This is a genomic window from Nocardia sp. NPDC055053 (assembly GCF_053608285.1).
Genome location: NZ_JBSGVD010000022.1, coordinates 15543 through 31416, shown reverse-complemented (window position 1 = coordinate 31416; position 15874 = coordinate 15543). Strand labels below are relative to the sequence as shown.

At 68.5% G+C, this 15874-nt stretch carries 12 protein-coding genes; 8 read left to right on the top strand and 4 right to left on the bottom strand.

The genetic code is table 11. From position 1 onward, the window contains the following. Position 1 precedes the first annotated feature (1 nt). Entirely contained in the window at positions 2-946 is a 945-nt protein-coding gene (locus ACWF82_RS22295; protein WP_452503931.1) for an ATP-binding cassette domain-containing protein, read from the top strand. Beyond that, on the top strand, positions 943-1710 hold the full coding sequence (locus ACWF82_RS22290) for an ABC transporter permease (protein WP_452503929.1): 768 nt from the start codon (positions 943-945) through the stop codon (positions 1708-1710). Before ACWF82_RS22295 ends, ACWF82_RS22290 begins: the two co-directional genes overlap by 4 nt. Here the strand turns inward: ACWF82_RS22290 and ACWF82_RS22285 are convergent. Further along, the gene (locus ACWF82_RS22285; protein ID WP_452503928.1) at positions 1694-4831 is read right to left on the bottom strand and encodes a BTAD domain-containing putative transcriptional regulator; all 3138 of its coding nucleotides are present in this window, start codon (positions 4829-4831) and stop codon (positions 1694-1696) included. The genes ACWF82_RS22290 and ACWF82_RS22285 overlap by 17 nt on opposite strands. Positions 4832-4982: 151 nt before the next feature. On the opposite strand from ACWF82_RS22285, the gene ACWF82_RS22280 reads away from it, so the two are divergent. Beyond that, a complete protein-coding gene (locus tag ACWF82_RS22280; protein ID WP_452503926.1) occupies positions 4983-5627 on the top strand; it encodes a DUF4097 family beta strand repeat-containing protein in 645 nt (214 codons plus the stop codon). A gap of 111 nt (positions 5628-5738) precedes the next feature. Here ACWF82_RS22280 and lppU read toward each other — a convergent pair whose 3' ends face one another. After that, the gene (lppU, locus tag ACWF82_RS22275) at positions 5739-6389 is read right to left on the bottom strand and encodes an LppU family putative lipoprotein (protein ID WP_452503924.1); all 651 of its coding nucleotides are present in this window, start codon (positions 6387-6389) and stop codon (positions 5739-5741) included. A gap of 244 nt (positions 6390-6633) precedes the next feature. Here lppU and ACWF82_RS22270 point away from each other — a divergent pair, with 244 nt between their 5' ends. Further along, a complete protein-coding gene (locus ACWF82_RS22270; protein WP_452503922.1) occupies positions 6634-7239 on the top strand; it encodes a hypothetical protein in 606 nt (201 codons plus the stop codon). 66 nt (positions 7240-7305) lie between these two features. Here the strand turns inward: ACWF82_RS22270 and ACWF82_RS22265 are convergent, their stop codons facing one another. After that, complete coding sequence (locus tag ACWF82_RS22265) at positions 7306-8796, bottom strand: MDR family MFS transporter (protein ID WP_452503920.1); 1491 nt, start codon at positions 8794-8796, stop codon at positions 7306-7308. Between the two features lie 331 nt (positions 8797-9127). Here ACWF82_RS22265 and ACWF82_RS22260 point away from each other — a divergent pair, with 331 nt between their 5' ends. Then, on the top strand, positions 9128-10060 hold the full coding sequence (locus ACWF82_RS22260) for an alpha/beta hydrolase (RefSeq protein WP_452503919.1): 933 nt from the start codon (positions 9128-9130) through the stop codon (positions 10058-10060). A 2-nt stretch (positions 10061-10062) separates the two neighbouring features. Here the strand turns inward: ACWF82_RS22260 and ACWF82_RS22255 are convergent, their stop codons facing one another. Continuing rightward, entirely contained in the window at positions 10063-12324 is a 2262-nt protein-coding gene (locus tag ACWF82_RS22255) for a hypothetical protein (protein WP_452503917.1), read from the bottom strand. A 164-nt stretch (positions 12325-12488) separates the two neighbouring features. Between ACWF82_RS22255 and ACWF82_RS22250 the strand changes: the two genes are divergently transcribed. The 3 genes from ACWF82_RS22250 (at position 12489) to ACWF82_RS22240 (ending at position 15817) form a co-directional block, all read left to right on the top strand. After that, positions 12489-12932: a GyrI-like domain-containing protein gene (locus ACWF82_RS22250; protein WP_452503915.1), complete on the top strand. Its 444-nt coding sequence runs from the start codon at positions 12489-12491 to the stop codon at positions 12930-12932. Next, entirely contained in the window at positions 12929-13369 is a 441-nt protein-coding gene (locus ACWF82_RS22245) for an AraC family transcriptional regulator (RefSeq protein ID WP_452503913.1), read from the top strand. Before ACWF82_RS22250 ends, ACWF82_RS22245 begins: the two co-directional genes overlap by 4 nt. Positions 13370-13678: 309 nt before the next feature. Then, positions 13679-15817, top strand: a complete 2139-nt coding sequence (locus ACWF82_RS22240; RefSeq protein WP_452503911.1) for an Rv1355c family protein — start codon at positions 13679-13681, stop codon at positions 15815-15817. Positions 15818-15874: the final 57 nt, after the last annotated feature.

Sequence of the window (15874 nt, the reverse complement as noted above, 5' to 3'; positions counted from 1 at the left end):
CATGAACAGCACAGCGATCGCGGCCTCCGGGCTGCGGAAGTCATACGGGGACAAGACGATCCTCGACGGCATAGACCTCACCGTCGGGGCGGGCACGATCTTCTCGCTGCTCGGTCCGAACGGTGCGGGCAAGACGACCACGGTGAACGTCCTGACCACGTTGTTGCGGGCCGACGGTGGAACCGCCCGCGTGGCAGGCCACGACCTGGACACCGAGACCGCGGCGGTGCGCGCGGCGATCGGGGTCACCGGGCAGTTCGCGGCGGTCGACGATCTGCTGACCGGCGAGGAGAACCTGAAGCTGATGGCGGATCTGCACCGTCTGCGCGGCAAGGCGGGCAAGCGGGTGGTCACCGAACTGCTGGAACGATTCGACCTGGTGGAGTCGGCGCGCAAGCCGGCGGCGTCCTACTCCGGCGGTATGCGCCGGAAACTGGATCTGGCGATGACCCTGGTCACCAAGCCGGAGATCGTCTTCCTCGACGAGCCGACCACCGGACTCGATCCGCGCAGCAGGCGAACCATGTGGGAGATCGTGCGGGAGCTGACCGCCGACGGCGTGACGATCTTCCTCACCACCCAGTACCTCGAGGAAGCCGATCAGCTGGCCGACCGGATCGCTGTCCTCGACCAGGGCCGCATCGTCGCCGAAGGCACCGCCGACGAGCTCAAGCGCCGCGTCCCCGGCAGTCACATCCAGCTGCGGTTCGCCGACACCACGGAACTGGCGGCGGCGGCACGGATCCTGCCCGGCGCCACCCCCGACGACGAGACGCTGGCCCTGCGGGTTCCCGGCGACGGCAGCTCGAAATCCCTTCGGGCGCTGCTGGACCGGCTCGCCGCCCACTCGCTCGAGGCCGACCAGGTCTCCATCCACACCCCCGATCTCGACGATGTCTTTCTCGCCCTGACCGGGCACGCCACCACGGAGGCCGACGCACGATGAGCACTCTTTCCGTCACCGATTCCCTGTTCGACGCATCGGTCATGTTGCGCCGCAACTTCACCCACATCGCCCGCACCCCGGTCACGATCTTCAACGCGGCCTTGATGCCTGTGGTGATGATGCTGATCTTCGTCTACGTGTTCGGCGACGCGTTCGACGTCGGCGAGAACTACATCGACTACGCGGTGCCCGGCATGCTCATGCTGGCCATCAGTTACGGCCTGTCCGGCACCGCGGTCTCGGTGAGCTCCGACATGACCAAGGGCGTCATCAACCGGTTCAAGGTCATGGACGTGTCCCGGGGCGCCGTGCTGACCGGCCATGTCGTGGCCAGCATCCTGACCAATGTGGTCGCCATCGCCGCGGTCCTCGGTGTCGGCTTCGCGCTGGGTTTCCGTTCCCCGGCGAGCGCGCCGCACTGGCTCGGCGCGATCGGCGTCATGCTGGCGACGGCCTTCGCCGCGGCCTGGCTCACCGTCGCACTCGGGATGGCAGCCAAGACCCCGGAAGCGGCGGGAATGTCGGTGGTGCCGTTGATCATGCTGCCCTTCGTGAGCAGCGCGATCGTCCCCGCCGAGAAAATGGGGCCCGGCGTCCGGCAGTTCGCGCAGTACCAGCCCTTCACGCCGATCATCGAATCCCTGCGCGGGTTCCTCGCAGGCACCCCGTCCGGCGGCTACACCGCGGCGGCACTCGCCTGGTGCGCCGGGTTCGCCGTTGTCGGATACCTGTGGTCGCGTGCGACGTTCACGAAGCGAGCGTGAGTGCGACCAGATCCTGCCTGCTCGCCAGCGCACCCTCCCGCATCGCCTCGGTGAATCCCACATCACCGAGGCGATGTCGTGCTGTCCGCTCGATGCGGGCGGCATCCGGCTGGGAACGGTCGGGCACCCCGCGCGTCGCGGTGCTCGCCGCGAGCAGGCGCGCGGCCTGCTCGTACCGTTCCGCGCGCAGCGCCAGGTCCGCGATGCCGACGAGTACCTGGGCTATCAGCGGAGCATGGCCTGCCGCGGAGGCCGCCTGGAAGGCCGAGGTGTGTTGTGCGCGAGCCTTGTCGAGGTCATCGGCGAGGTAGCCGAGCAGGCCGTGCACCATCGCACTGACATTCGGCTGTTCGGCATCACTGCCGAACAGCGTGCGCGCGAGGTCGATCTGCCGGTGGGCCAGTTCGGTGTCGCCGCGCCAGCGAGCCAGTTCCGCACGCGCCAAGGCGACTTCGGCCAGCGCGGTCGGCCAGCTGGTCCGGTCCGCGCAGCGCTGTGCTTCGGTCAGGGCGGCGGCGCTGGCCTCGGCATCGTCGAGCAGCCAGTACAGCTGGGCCTGCCGGGATCGCATCCCGACCACGTCCTCGATCGCGCCGACCTCGGTGACCACCCCGATCGCCTGCTCGTACAGCTCACACGCGGCGGCGAATTCGCCGCGCATGGCGGTGCGGTTCGCCAGTTCGGTCAGCGCGAACGATATCCCCCAGCGTTCACCGAGGGCACGGAACTCGGTGAGCGCCTGTTCGAGATATTCGTCCGCCTCCGGCCCGGCGTGGCCGAGCACGGTGCGCAGCTTGCCCAGCTGAAGGCGCGCCAATGCCCGTGCCCAGGGGTCGTCGTCGGTGAGCACCGCTTCGAAGGCGGGCAGATATTCGTCCGGGCCGGCCAGCATGCGTTCCAGTGCGGCGGTGAATCGCAGCGCCGGATGGCTGCTCCGGCTGTCACGGCCGAACTGGTACGCCTTGTGGATCCAATCCCGCACCTCATATTCGCCGTTGCGGCCCGAGGTCCCGAAATGCACGGCCAAGCCATACACCGTCGCCTTGGTCTCGTTGTCGACCTCGCCCGGTACCTCGGCGGCAGCGACGACCAACTCGGTGCCCTCGGCCTTGTGCCCGCCCAGCCACCAGTACCAGCCCGCTGCCGCCGCGAGTCCCATCGCCCCGGCCGCGTCACCGGACGCGAGCGCGCCACGCATCGCCGTCGAGATGTTGTCGTGCTCGGCCGCGAGGACGGCGAGCCACTCCAATTGCTCGGCACGGCGCAGGTGCGGTTCCGCGGTGGCGGCGAGTCCGGTGAAGTACGCCAGATGCGCATGGCGCGCCGACTCCGTGTCACCCGCCTCGGCGAGCCGGTCGGCCGCGTACTGCTTGATCGTCTCGAGCATGCGGTAGCGCGGGATCTCGTCCTCGGTGACGAGCAGCAACGACTTCTCGGTGAGGGCGGTGAGCAGCTCGAGTACCTCCCACTGCTCGACCTCGCCCGCGCAGACCTGTTCGGCCGCTTCCAGACTCGCGCCGCCGGAGAACACCGAGAGCAGGCACAGGGCCCTCTTCTCGGCGTCGCTGAGCAGTTCCCAGCTCCAGTCGACCACCGCGCGCAACGTCCGGTGCTGCGGGATCGCGGTGCGGCTGCCGCCGGTCAGCAGCCGGAACCGATCATCGAGGCGGTGCGCGAGCTGATCGAGGGACATGGTGCGCAATCTGGCCGCGGCCAGTTCGATCGCCAGCGGTATCCCGTCGAGTGCCCGGCAGACTCGCGCCATGGTCGCCAGGGTGCCCGCATCGGTCGCGAGGTCCTTGCGCACCGCGCCGGCCCGGTCCCGCAGCAGCGCGACGGCGGGGGAGGTCTCGATCTCGCGGGCGTCCGCGTCGTCGGCGGGCAATGTCAGCGGCTCGACCTGCCACAGCGCCTCGCCGGTGATGCCGAGCGGCTCCCGGCTCGTCGCGAGGATCCGCAGTCGCCTGCACTCGCCGAGTATGCGGTGGGCGAAGGCCGCCGCCGCCTCGATCACGTGCTCACAGTTGTCCAGGATCAGCAGCGTCTCGCGGTCGCGGATCGCCGCGATCAGCCGGTCCATCGGGTCGGCGTTGGGGGCGTCGCCGAGCAGCGCGTCCCGGAGACCGAGCGCGGCGAAGGCCGATTGCGCCAGGTCGCCACTGCCGTCGGCGGAGGCCAGTTCCACCAGCCAGGCGCCGTCGGGCAGGTCGCCGAGCATGGTGCGCGCGGTTTCCACGGCCAGCCGGGTCTTGCCTGATCCGCCCGGCCCGGTCAGCGTGGCAAGCCGGTGTGTCGCAATGAGTTCGCGGACCGCGGCGATGTCGGCGCGCTTGCCGACGAAGCTGGTCAACTCGGCGCGCAGGTTCGTCGTGCGTTCCGCGGGCCGGGCCCCTACCTCGCCGCGCAAGAGCGCGACATGCAGTGCGGACAGCTCCGGTGACGGGTCGACACCCAGTTCGTCGGCGAGGGCCTCGCGGGCGCGCTGGTACACGGTCAGCGCTTCCGCGCCACGGCCCGCGGCGCCGAGTGCCCGCATCAGCGCGGCGACGAGCCGTTCCCGCACCGGATGCTGGGACACGAGTTCGGTCAGGTCGGCGACGACTTCGGGGCCACGGCCCAGCCGGAGCTCGGCTTCGTAGCGATCCTCCATGGCGGCCAGGCGCAGCCCGTCGAAGCGCGTGATCACCGCGTCGAAGGCCGCGCTCTCGCCGATGTCCTGCATCAGCGGACCGCGCCACAGGTCGAGGGCTTCGCGCAACAGCCGCGCCTGGTGCGCGTCGTCGCCGCCGCGCGCCTGGTCGAGAAGCTGTTCGAAACGGATGGCGTCGACCGCGCGAGGCTGCGCCGTCAGCCGGTATCCGCCCGCCTGCACCTCGATGGCCCCGTCGGGCAGCGCCCTGCGTAAGCGGGAGACCAGTGCCTGCAAGGCGTTCGCCGCGTCGGCGGGCGGCTGCTCGTCCCAGATCCAGTCGACGAGTTTCGATTTCGGGACCGCGCGGCCTGCTTCCAGTGCCAGCGCGATCAACAGCGCCCGCAACCGAGCGCCCGGTACCTCTATCGATCCACCGTCCTCTGTTCGGATCTCCAGCGGTCCAAGCATCCCGATCTGCACCCGGCCCATTGTGCCTCGGACGTCAACGGGTCGCGACACCTGCTTCGACCGGCCGGAATTCGTATCAGCGGGTGCGTCAGGCCGGTGTCAGGTCCGTGTCAGCGGCGCTCGCGACAGTAGTCACATCAACCGAACAGCAACACCCACCGAGGAGCACGAAATGATCACCTTCCAGACCCCCGCCCCGATCGCCGTCACCGTCGATGTCCTCTCCGCCGGTGTCACTGTCATCGCCTCCGATCGCAGCGACACCACCGTCGAGATCAAGCCGGCCGACGCGACCAAGAAGGCCGACGTGCGCGCCGCCGAGCAGACCACCGTCGATTTCATCGACGGCGCTCTGACGGTGACCACGCCGAAGAGCTGGCGCACCCACACCCCCTTCGGTGGCAATCCCACCATCGAGGTGACCATCCAGGTCCCCGCCGGCTCGCAGCTGAAGAGCACCGCCGGTGTCGGGCACCTGCTCGGCGCCGGTGCGCTCGGCTCGTGTGACGTGACGGTCTCGCTCGGCGACATCGTCATCGAGCGCCCGCAGGGTTCGGTGACCGCGAAGGCGGCCAAGGGCAACATCCGCATCGGTGAAGCAGTTCGCGGCGAACTGCGCCTGGAGACCTCCGTCGGCGAGCTGGAGGTCGGCATCAGCCCCACCAGCGCGGTGCGCCTGGAGACCAACACCACCAGCGGCACCGTGCACAACATGATCAGCCCGGTCGCCGCGGCGCACGACCCGGCCGACACCGTCGCGGTGTTCGCGCGAAACAGCGTCGGCGACATCGTCATCGGGCACATCGTCGCCGCGTGAACCGCCTCGGCCATTGGCATGGGCCGCGCCGAACCGGTGCGGCCCATGCCAATTCAGCGCTCCGGCGCGTGTCTTCGACAAGGAGATTGAAGCAGCTCGAAGAGCACGACCTCAGAGCCGCGCTACGCAGACGACGAATTTGCGCTGGTTGTAGACGAATCCGAAATTGCCCGACTCGCATTGGTTGGCGTCGGCGACACCGTGCTTGACCTCGAGCACCTTCACGCCCTCGGTGGTGCCCCCGGTGGCGCAGTCGATGTGCGTCGGCTTCTTCTCGCCGAGTTCCAGGCAACCGCCGACCACCCAGTCGATGTCCATGCACAGCGAACCCTGCTCGACCGCACCCACCCGCTCGCTGTAGGTCTGATCGGTGTCGGTCGGGCAGGCGCCGCCCGCCGGCGCCTTGTCGAAGATCTTGTAGCTGGAAGGGGCACTGCCGCAGGCGGTCTTCTCGACCGTGACCTGCTCGCCCTCACCGTCGGCCACCACGCAGTCATCGACGGCCAGCTGGATCGCGATAGGCGTCTTGGCTGCCGAGCTGAGAGTGGCGACGGGGGCGGGTAGCTGAGGTTCGACCGGCGCCGACGGCATGTTCGCACCCGATGCGGCTGCCGCACTCACGTTCTCGGCTGGATGCCCGCTGCCCGCGATGTCTTCCGAGGTCAGGGAGATCGCGGCGACCATCACCACGGTCGCGAGCAGGGCGGCTGAAGCGATGAAGACCGTCAGGACTAAACCGGCTTGAACACGTTGGCGTGACACGGACAGTCCTCCAGAGCTTTACTGTTGCACCTCGAATCAAGCAAATGCTTACACCATGTGACGCGCGCTAGTCGAATCACCTGTTCGGTCAAACGGATTCGGTCAAACGACTAGGTCACGATCCGGCAACAATGCGCGGCCAGGTCTGGTCGATCGCCATTCTCTGCCACAAGCTTCGGACGCTGTACAGCTGCTCGCCATTCGGTCACGCCGACCGGAGGTACCCGAGAAGGAAAATGTCAGTATGAAGTTCGGCCCGTTGATCCCGGCGACCCTCCTGGCCGTCGCGGCCGTTGGCATCGCCGCGGGGACTGTGAATGCGAAACCGCAGGACAACCACGATGTTTCGACGTCCGGCGTCGAGCATGGCGTCGCCTACCACACCGTTGTCTCCGATTTCTCCAAGGTCGTCACGACCACCGTGGACCACGGCAAATTCGAACTGACCGACAACGGTGGCAAGGTGTCGTTGAAGTCGGATAACGGTGTCGTGATTACTGAAATACCGCTGACTTACATTGTTTCCGAAAGTCGTATGGCGGTAGCGCAGGAAATCAGCGAAGACGGCCGGAAACTCACTCTTACCCCGAAAGTGACCGCGCAAAACATCGGTGAGATGCAGCCCATCAACTCGATGGGACGCCTTGCCGCCGAGGTCAATCAGAACGTGGTCGGCGTCGTCGTCGGCGGCCTGCTCGGCGGGCTGATCGGAACCGTGCTCGGCTTCGGCTTCTTCAGCATCATCACCGGGCCCGTCGGCCTGGTCGTCGGCGCGATCGCGGGCGGCGCCATCACCGGTGGACAGTCGTTCATGGACGCGGTGACGGCGGTCGTCAGCGGCCAGCCCTGATACGAAAAACGCCACCCCCGGATCGCATCGGACGCGATCCGGGGGTGGCGGTTTTCGCAGGGACTGTCAGCTCTTGACGAGTTCCGGCGACTCGGGTTCGCCGGACTGTTCCGGAGCGTGCGCACCGTGCGGGTTGCCGGAGCGGTTCGGCAGCAGGACCGCCATGGCGATGACGATCAGGGCCAGCGCAGCCGAGACCAGGAAGGCCAGGCGCATACCGTCGAGGGTGGCGGTGATCTGGTCGGTGCCGTCGGCGATGAGCGAGGTGCTGCGGGCCGACATGACCGTGACGACCAGAGCGGTGCCGAAGGCGGCCGCCACCTGCTGCAGGGTGCCCAGCATCGAGCTGCCGTGCGAGTACAGGTGCATCGGCAGGGCGCCGAGGCCGAGGGTGAACACCGGGGTGAACGTGGCGGCCAGCGCGACCATCAGCAGGATGTGCAGGCCGAGCAGCTGCCAGTACGGCATGGTCAGCGAGACCTGGGTGAAGCCTGCCAGCGAGACGGCGATGCCGATCGAGCCGGGGATGACCAGCGCGCGGCCGCCGAACTTGTCGAACAGGCGACCGACGGTCGGGCCGAGCAGACCCATCGCCAGACCACCCGGCATCACCAGCAGGCCGGTCTCCAGCGGGCTCAGGTGCCGCAGATTCTGCAGGTACAGCGGCAGCAGGATCATCGAACCCATCATCGCCAGGAACGCGATGGACATCAGGACCAGCGCCTTGGCGTAGGTGCCCGACAGCAGCACCCGCAGGTCCAGCAGCGGGGTGCCGTCGCGCTGCAGCCGCACCTGGCGCAGCGCGAACGCGGCGATCAGGGCGACGCCACCGGCCACGATCAGCGCCGGGACGGTGTAGCTGCCGCTGTGGAACTTGCTCAGACCGAACACGAGTCCACCGAAGCCGATGGCGGCCAGGAAGACGCTGGGAATGTCGAGCACGCCCGGCTGCGGTTCACCGACGTTCTCGAGCTGCCGCAGACCCAGCCAGGTGACCACGCCGGTGATCGGCAGCATCACCACGAACAGCAACCGCCACGAGTCGAGCGCCGGGATACTGATCTGCAGGATCAGGCCGGAGATGACCGGGCCCATGGCGGGCGCCACCGAGATGGCCAGCGTGACGTTGCCCATCACCCGGCCGCGATCCTGCTCCGCGACGACGGTCATGAGGGTGGTCATCAGCAGCGGCATCATCACCGCGGTGCCACCCGCCTGGATGATGCGGCCGATCAGCAGCACCGCGAAGGTCGGCGCGAGCGCCGAGAGCACGGTGCCCGCGATGAACACGCCCATCGCGACCGCGTAGGCCTGGCGGGTCGTGACCCGCTGCAGGAACCAGCCGGTGGTCGGGATGATCGCGGCCATCGTCAGCATGAACGCGGTCGACACCCACTGCGCGGCCACCTCGGTGACGTGCAGGTCGCTCATCAGCCGCGGGATCGCGTTGATCATGATGGTTTCGTTGAGGATGACGACGAAGGTCGCGAGCACCAGCACCCGGATGACGGTCGGTGTCCGGCCTTTCGTCATCGGCGGGGATAGTTCGGCTGGCATCGGGTACCTCCAGGAGCAGCGGGGTCGGCGGGCGAGCGGTGGCCCGATGCCGAGTCGACTGTGTCCCGGCACCACGAGAGAGAAGACGGATTTCGTCGGTCCAACTCATCGGGCGCGGGCCAGTATTCCGCTCACCACCGACACAAATCACCTTGTTTTCGGCGCGAGCACCGCACCGGCATGAGGTAAACGCGCAGGTAGAGCGGGCTTCTCACTCGCAGATCCGACTGATGGTGAGCCTGGTCACTCTCGAAGAATCGGCGCCGGAAAGCAATCGACGGGGCGGGCGTGGCTGAGTGTGTGCGCCGACCTGACGGGGTATACCGGATCGGTGACTACATCGAGAGTGTGGCTTGCTGTGGTGTGCGCGATCGTCGCCTCGCTGGGCGGTGTCCAGGCGAAGGCCGAAACAACGGGGGCCCATGTCAGGGGGGAGGCGCCGCTCGGAGAGCGGGCCGTCCAAATCGATGTGTACTCGCCCGCGATGGGTCGGATGATCCAGAACCGGGTGATCAAGGCGGCGAGTCCGGGAGCGCCGACGCTGTACCTGCTGACCGGCGTCGGCGGCGGGGCCGACGGGATCTCCTGGTGGGACGACACCGATGTGCAGCGGTTCTTCGCCGACAAGAACGTCAACGTGGTCATGCCCGTCGGCGGCGCGTTCACGCTGTACACCGACTGGATCGCCGACGATCCCACTGTCGGCCGGGTGCGCTGGGAGACCTACCTCACCGACGAACTACCCAGCGTGATCGATAGCGTGCTCGGCACGAGCGGACGCAATGCCATCGCCGGCGTGTCGATGAGCGCGGCCTCGGCGCTGGATCTGACTATCCGCGGCGGTTCCCGGTTCTCCGCCGTCGCCGCGTTCAGCGGTTGCCCGTGGGCCGCGGACCCGCTCGGGATCGGCATGGCCAGCGCCCAGGCCGTCCGCGGCGGCGGCAATCCGGGCAACATGTGGGGCGTGCCAGGCAGCGCGGGGTGGCGCGAACACGATGTCTTCGCCAACGCGGGCGGGCTCGCGGGCAAGACGATCTTCCTGTCCGCCGCCAGCGGCCTGCCCGGCAGGACCGACCGGGGGATGCCGATGCCGCCGGTCGAAGCGATCGCCGGGGCGTGCACGGCCGCCTTCGCGAGCCGCCTGGCTCAGCTCGGTATCCCGGCCACCTACATCCAGCGGCCGACCGGCGCGCACACGTGGGGCCAGTTCGAGGCCGACCTGCACGAGGCCTGGCCGCACCTGGCCGCCGCCATCGGGGCCTGAGCTCAGGCCTCGACGGTGGCCGGTTGTCCGACCGGCGCGGGCGGGGTCGCCACGGGTTCCGGCCCGATCTCGTTGTCGCGCCTGCCCCGCCGGAACCACCACTGCAGGACACCGATGCCCATCAGCGCCAGCAGGGCGCTGGTGAGACTGATCGACAGACCCGGCGGCCGCCAGGTGACGGTGAGCTGGGCGTTCTTGGTGCCCGGCGGGATATCCACGGCGAGGAAGACGCCCGCGACCGCCTTGGTGGGAACCTCGCGGTCGCCGAGCATGGCGGTGTAACCCGGCCAGGCCAAGCGGGACAACACGATCCGGCCGCCGGTGCCCGAGGACACGGTGGCCCGGTTGGTCAGGCCCGCCTCCGGCATCACGGTCGCGTGCACACCCGACTCGTGCGCGATGAGGTCACCGGGGGAGGGCAGCGGGTTGACCCGCTCGAGCACCCAGATCTGCTGTTCGTGACCGGGGTAGCCGACGAACTTCCAGCCCGCCGGAGCGGGCTTGGCGCCCGCGTCGGGGTACTGGGTACGTTGCAGGACAACACGATCCAGCCGCATCAGATCGACGATCGGGATATCGGTCGACGGCTCGACCGCGAACACCCTGCGATACGCGTCGGGGCAGGTGCCGCCGTCCCAGGCCATGCACAGCAACCCGGCGAACGCCGCGTGCCCGACGGGGGTGTAGCCGTTGACGTACTGCAGGCCGAGATTCTTGGCATAGCTGCCGAGCGCGATCGAACCGTAGGTCGCCGCGAGGGTGCGCTCCTCGTCACGCACCATGATCCGGTCGGCCAATTGCAGGGTGCGGCCGCCGAAATCGGGGAACGCGGCCGTCATCTCGGAGCGGCGTTCGGGGAACCCGTACGACATCGGCGTCGAGGGCGCCGCGGCCACCTGCGCGAAGGCGATGGGGAAGGTCGCGACAATGGTCAGCGCGGCGGCGGCGGTGACTCCGCGGGTGCGTGCCAGCCAGACGACACCGGCGCCGAGCGCCACCACAACGGCCACCGCGAGCACATGCCGTTCGAGCAGTTTCGGTGCGGCGGAGAACGACCGGACGAACAGCAACCCGATCAGCGCGCCCGCCGCCGCGTACCGCCGCCTGGACGCGGCGAACACGCCGTAGCGGCTGATCAGCACGCACACCAGCACCAGCAGCGCGATCGCCAGCATCGGCAGCACTCTGGCGGGCCAGCGCAGCGGTCCGATCGCGCCCGGACCCGCCGTCCACATCAGGGCGGCGACGGCGAACAGTGCGATCCCGCTCCAGTCGGCGGCGGCGCGCGCGGCGGCCTTCCAGTCGATGAAGGCCAGCGCCGGGATCACGAACCACGCGATATAGACCATCGGCAACGGCTGCACATGGCCCCACCAGGCGGTGAACGCGGGCACCGTGCTGGGCAGGCTCGCATTCAGCGATTCCGACCACGGCACGGTCAGGAACGGGTCGTTGTGGATGGTGGAGACGTCACCGCGCCACGTCGCCTGCGAGGACAGCAGGATCGGCAGGTTGGCCACCATGGCGCCGAGCACCGCGAGCCCGGACGCGGTGAGCAGCCGCAGCACCGGCGCCCACCGGCGCTGGTACAGGTACTCGCCCGCGGCGACGGCGGCGATCATCAGGCCGGATTCGACAGCGGGGAAGGCGTATTGGATGGTCAGCGCCAGGTACAGGAACACGAACAGCGGGATCGGCCCTGTCCGTCCTCGCGCGTACAGCACGGCAGAGGCCCAGGCGTGCACGAGCCAGGCGGTGCCGGTGTGCGAGGTGAACCAGCTGGCCTCGTCGAAGAACAGGAACCAGCCGCTGAACGGGAACGCGATGCCCGCCACCGCGGCCCAGGGTGCCCTGGCGCCGTAGGCCAGGCAGATCCGGAACACGCCGAGCGCCGCGATCGCGGAGAACACCAGCTTCACCGCGGTCGCGTACAGCGCGAGATTGTCGAACGAGGGCGCGAGCAGATACACCAGCAGCTGCGCCGGGTTGTAGAGCCCGGCTTCCTCCAGGCTGTAGTTGCCCGCCATCCATTCCCACGGCACCATCGCCGGGAACCGGCCCGCCCGCAGTTCGGTACCGAGCAGCTGCCACATCGGCACGTATTGCGCCTCGGTGTCGTCGGTGTAGAAGTGTCGCGGGTCGCCGAGCAAGACCGCGAGATAGCCGGCGAGTACCGCGATCACGACGATAATCGCCCACTGCACCACTTGCTTTCGCGGTTCGAGCGCCGCGCGTATCCACACGAGCGCGGGAGCATAGGGCATAGACGTGAATCGGACAATACGTGGGGATGTCACGGCGTGGTGGTGGACGTTTGTCCAGCTCAGGTGTGGTTAGGTTGGGGTAAGCACAACTCGGTGTGTCAGCGCTGTCGGGTTCGAAGTTGATAGCATGGCGCAACCGAGCCGACCCTTCGAGAGAGTCATCAATGCAGTTCGAAATCGTCGAGCGGGACGAGACATGGGTGGCCGGTCTACCGGTCCGCAGTCCCAAGCGCGCCCTCGGTGAGCTGCGCGACCGGGATCTCGAAGCCGCGTGGTCGGCGGTCCTGCACCAGGACCTCGGCGGTCCACTGGCCAGCGCCTACACCGACTACACCGGTGAGCTGAGCACCTACAACACCCAGATCGTCGGCTACCAGTGCGAGTCGCTCGATCAGGTGACCCGCGGACATCTGGCGGCCCGCCTGCCGCGCGGCACCTACGCGCGGTTCTCCTCGGTCGGTAACTTTCCGCAGGTGATGACGGATCTGTGGACCCAGATCGCCTATGCCGAGGAGCACAAACAGATCAAGCGCACCTTCACCGGCGATTTCGAGTGCTACCCGCACGCGTACAAGATCGACCTGTATCTGGCGGTCGATCCGCGATGAGCTACACGATCGTCGTGCGCGGCAGCGCACTCTACGGTGGCCTGGCGGTGCCGCGGGTCCATCCGAGCTTCAAGGTCAGCAACAGCGATCTGATCGAGTTCCTCAAGGACCGCCTGCGCGACCGGCCCGGCGGCGGCGAACCGCTGCACACGGTCTATGTCCCCGACCCGGCGGGCAACTGGAACGCGCTGGTGGCACGGGAATACGCGACCCCCGACGACGTGCCGGTCGGCGATCTCATGGTGCGGGTGCCCCGGGGCATCTACGCGCGCTTCGCGCCCAACGGCGATTACCACGATCCGGTCGAGGATGTGTGGGCCCAGGTCGACGACGCGACGGCGTCGGCGGAGATCTCGCGCGCCTATCGCGAGGAGATCGAGGTCTGGCACGGCCCGGACACCGTAGAATTGTTCGTTTCGATCACGGCCGATAGCTAAGGGGTAGCCAGATTCGAACCGATCGGTTTGGATCTTGACGCCACCGCTCCGAGCGCATGTTCTGACCTGCGAATACTTCACCCGTCGCGCGGGGTTTCCGGAAAATTAGCCACTCGCCTGGTGCATTCCATTCGGATGACGGATACTGCACGAGTCGGCATCGGTAGGACGCCGACCGCGCGCGGGCGCGTAGCACGGAGCTAGGAACACGATGGCTGTCGAAGCAGCGCGCAACGACGCGGGGTTGCGGCGCGTTCACCGCGGCGCCGGATGGCACGCGATGACGTGGTTCGTGGGTCGGATCCGCCGATGATCGAACCGGACCCGCAGACGGCGGACTACCGCCCCTTTGTGCTCGATCCGGCCGATCATGCCGACGCGGCAACCTTGCGGCAGCTGGCAGGCATCCGCCGATACGACCTGCGCGCCGGGATGCGCGCCGAACTGGCCGAGCTCACCGGGCCGCCGTCCGGACTCGATCCGGGTGAGGAACGGTGGGTCTACTACCCGTGGCGCCACGCCCTCGTCGGGATCCTCGGCCCCGCCGCGTTCCGGGCGATCCGGACCGACCGCAATCGCAACAAGCTCACCCGCGCCGAACAGCAGCGCCTCGCGCAGCTGGCGGTCGGTGTCGTCGGGCAGAGCGTCGGCCATTCGGTCGCGTACACGCTGGCGCTCGAAGGCGCGTGCGGACTGCTGCGCCTGGCCGACTTCGACACCATCGAGCTGTCGAATCTGAACCGGGTGCCGGGCGGGTTGTTCGATGTCGGCGTCAACAAGTCGGTCGTCACCGCCCGCCGGATCGCCGAACTCGATCCGTATCTGCCGGTCGAGATCTGGCAGGCGGGCGTGCTGATCGACACGGTCGACGAGTTCCTCGACGGGCTCTCGGTGGTTGTGGAGGAATGCGATTCGCTCGACATCAAATTCGCGGTCCGCGAGGCCGCGCGCAGGCGGCGGATCCCGCTGCTCATGGACACCAGCGACCGCGGCCTGTTCGACGTCGAGCGGTACGACCTCGAACCCGGCCGCGAGCCCTTCCACGGCCTGCTCGGCGCGACCACCGGCGCCCAGCTGGCCGACCTCGACACCAAGGCCAAGGCGCCGCACGTGCTGCGCATCCTCGACCCCGGCCAGCTCTCCTCACGGATGGCAGCCAGCCTGGCCGAGGTCGGCGAGACCATCACCACCTGGCCGCAATTGGGCAGCGACGTGCAGCTGGGCGCGGCCATCGTGACCGCGGCGGTGCGCCGGATCGGGCTCGGCGCCAAGCTGTCCTCCGGCCGGACCCGCGTCGACCTCGAGGCGGCGCTGGACTCGCTGGCCGAACCCGGCTACCTCGACGAGGGCATCGACACCGTGCCAGAGCCGCCCGCCGACACGCCACCGGCCGACCCCGTCGCGGCGATCCTGGCCTGCGCCCAGCGCGCGCCGTCGGGCGGCAATGTGCAGCCGTGGCGATTACGCGGCGAACCGGGGCTGATCGAGATCGCCCTCGACCCAACCGGCTCCACCGCGATGGACATCGAGCTGCGTGGCAGCGCCGTCGCGGTCGGTGCGGCCGTGCACAACGCCCGCGCCGCCGCGGCCGCCAACGGCCTGCTCGGCGAGCCGCAATGGCGCCTCGACGACCCGGCCGCGCCCCTGCTCGCCCGGCTACCGCTGCGCGAGGGGACCGACCCCGATCTGGCCGCCGACTATCCCCTCGCCCTGGAACGGCACACCAACCGCAGGCTCGGCGCGATGACACCGCTGTCATGCACCGTCGTGCCCGCGCTCGGCACCGCCGCGGCGGCCGAGAACGCCACCGTGCACGCGATCACCGGCGCGGAACAACTGGCCGAAGCGGCCGCGCTGCTGGGCGCGAGCGACCGGGTCCGCTATCTCACACCCCAGCTGCACGGGCAGCTCTACGCCGAATTGCGCTGGCCCGGCGAGGATCTGCGCACCGGCATCGACGTGCGCACCCTCGAACCCGCGCCGGACGAACTGGCCAAGCTCCAGGTCGGCCGCCGCACCGATGTGATGGACCGGCTGCGCGAGTGGTCGGCGGGCGGCGCGCTCGGGGAATCCACCGTCGACCGGGTGCGGGCCAGCTCGGCTCTGGTGGCGATCGGTTTCCGCGCACGCGCAGGGGGTATTCCGGATTTGACCGACTACGCGAGAGCCGGTGCCGCGGCGGAAAGAGTGTGGCTACGGGCGCAACTGCTGGGGCTGGCGGTGCAGCCCGTGTCCCCGGTGTTCCTGTATGCCGACCGACGCGAGGATTTGCGCATCGTTTCTCCCGAGTTCACAGATACACTTGCCAGCATTCAGAGGCGTTTCCAGGACCTGTTGGGAATCCCTGAGGATGAGAACGTGGCATTGGTTCTTCGTCTGAGCTACGCCGCGGCTGCGAGCGTTCGCAGTCGACGGTTGCCGGTGCCCGGCAGTAGGAACGACGGATAGCGCGGATCGGAGACAACGTGCCTCGGCAAACGCTCGACTCACTGGTGACGCAGGTCG

Bases quoted from the DNA above. Each gene is read 5' to 3' on its own strand.
- ACWF82_RS22265 (WP_452503920.1), bottom strand. From the start codon at position 8,796: ATGCCAGCCGAACTATCCCCGCCGATGACGAAAGGCCGGACACCGACC.
- ACWF82_RS22295 (WP_452503931.1), top strand. From the start codon at position 2: ATGAACAGCACAGCGATCGCGGCCTCCGGGCTGCGGAAGTCATACGGG.
- ACWF82_RS22250 (WP_452503915.1), top strand. From the start codon at position 12,489: ATGCAGTTCGAAATCGTCGAGCGGGACGAGACATGGGTGGCCGGTCTA.
- ACWF82_RS22240 (WP_452503911.1), top strand. From the start codon at position 13,679: ATGATCGAACCGGACCCGCAGACGGCGGACTACCGCCCCTTTGTGCTC.
- ACWF82_RS22270 (WP_452503922.1), top strand. From the start codon at position 6,634: ATGAAGTTCGGCCCGTTGATCCCGGCGACCCTCCTGGCCGTCGCGGCC.
- ACWF82_RS22285 (WP_452503928.1), bottom strand. From the start codon at position 4,831: ATGGGCCGGGTGCAGATCGGGATGCTTGGACCGCTGGAGATCCGAACA.
- ACWF82_RS22290 (WP_452503929.1), top strand. From the start codon at position 943: ATGAGCACTCTTTCCGTCACCGATTCCCTGTTCGACGCATCGGTCATG.
- ACWF82_RS22245 (WP_452503913.1), top strand. From the start codon at position 12,929: ATGAGCTACACGATCGTCGTGCGCGGCAGCGCACTCTACGGTGGCCTG.
- ACWF82_RS22255 (WP_452503917.1), bottom strand. From the start codon at position 12,324: ATGCCCTATGCTCCCGCGCTCGTGTGGATACGCGCGGCGCTCGAACCG.
- ACWF82_RS22280 (WP_452503926.1), top strand. From the start codon at position 4,983: ATGATCACCTTCCAGACCCCCGCCCCGATCGCCGTCACCGTCGATGTC.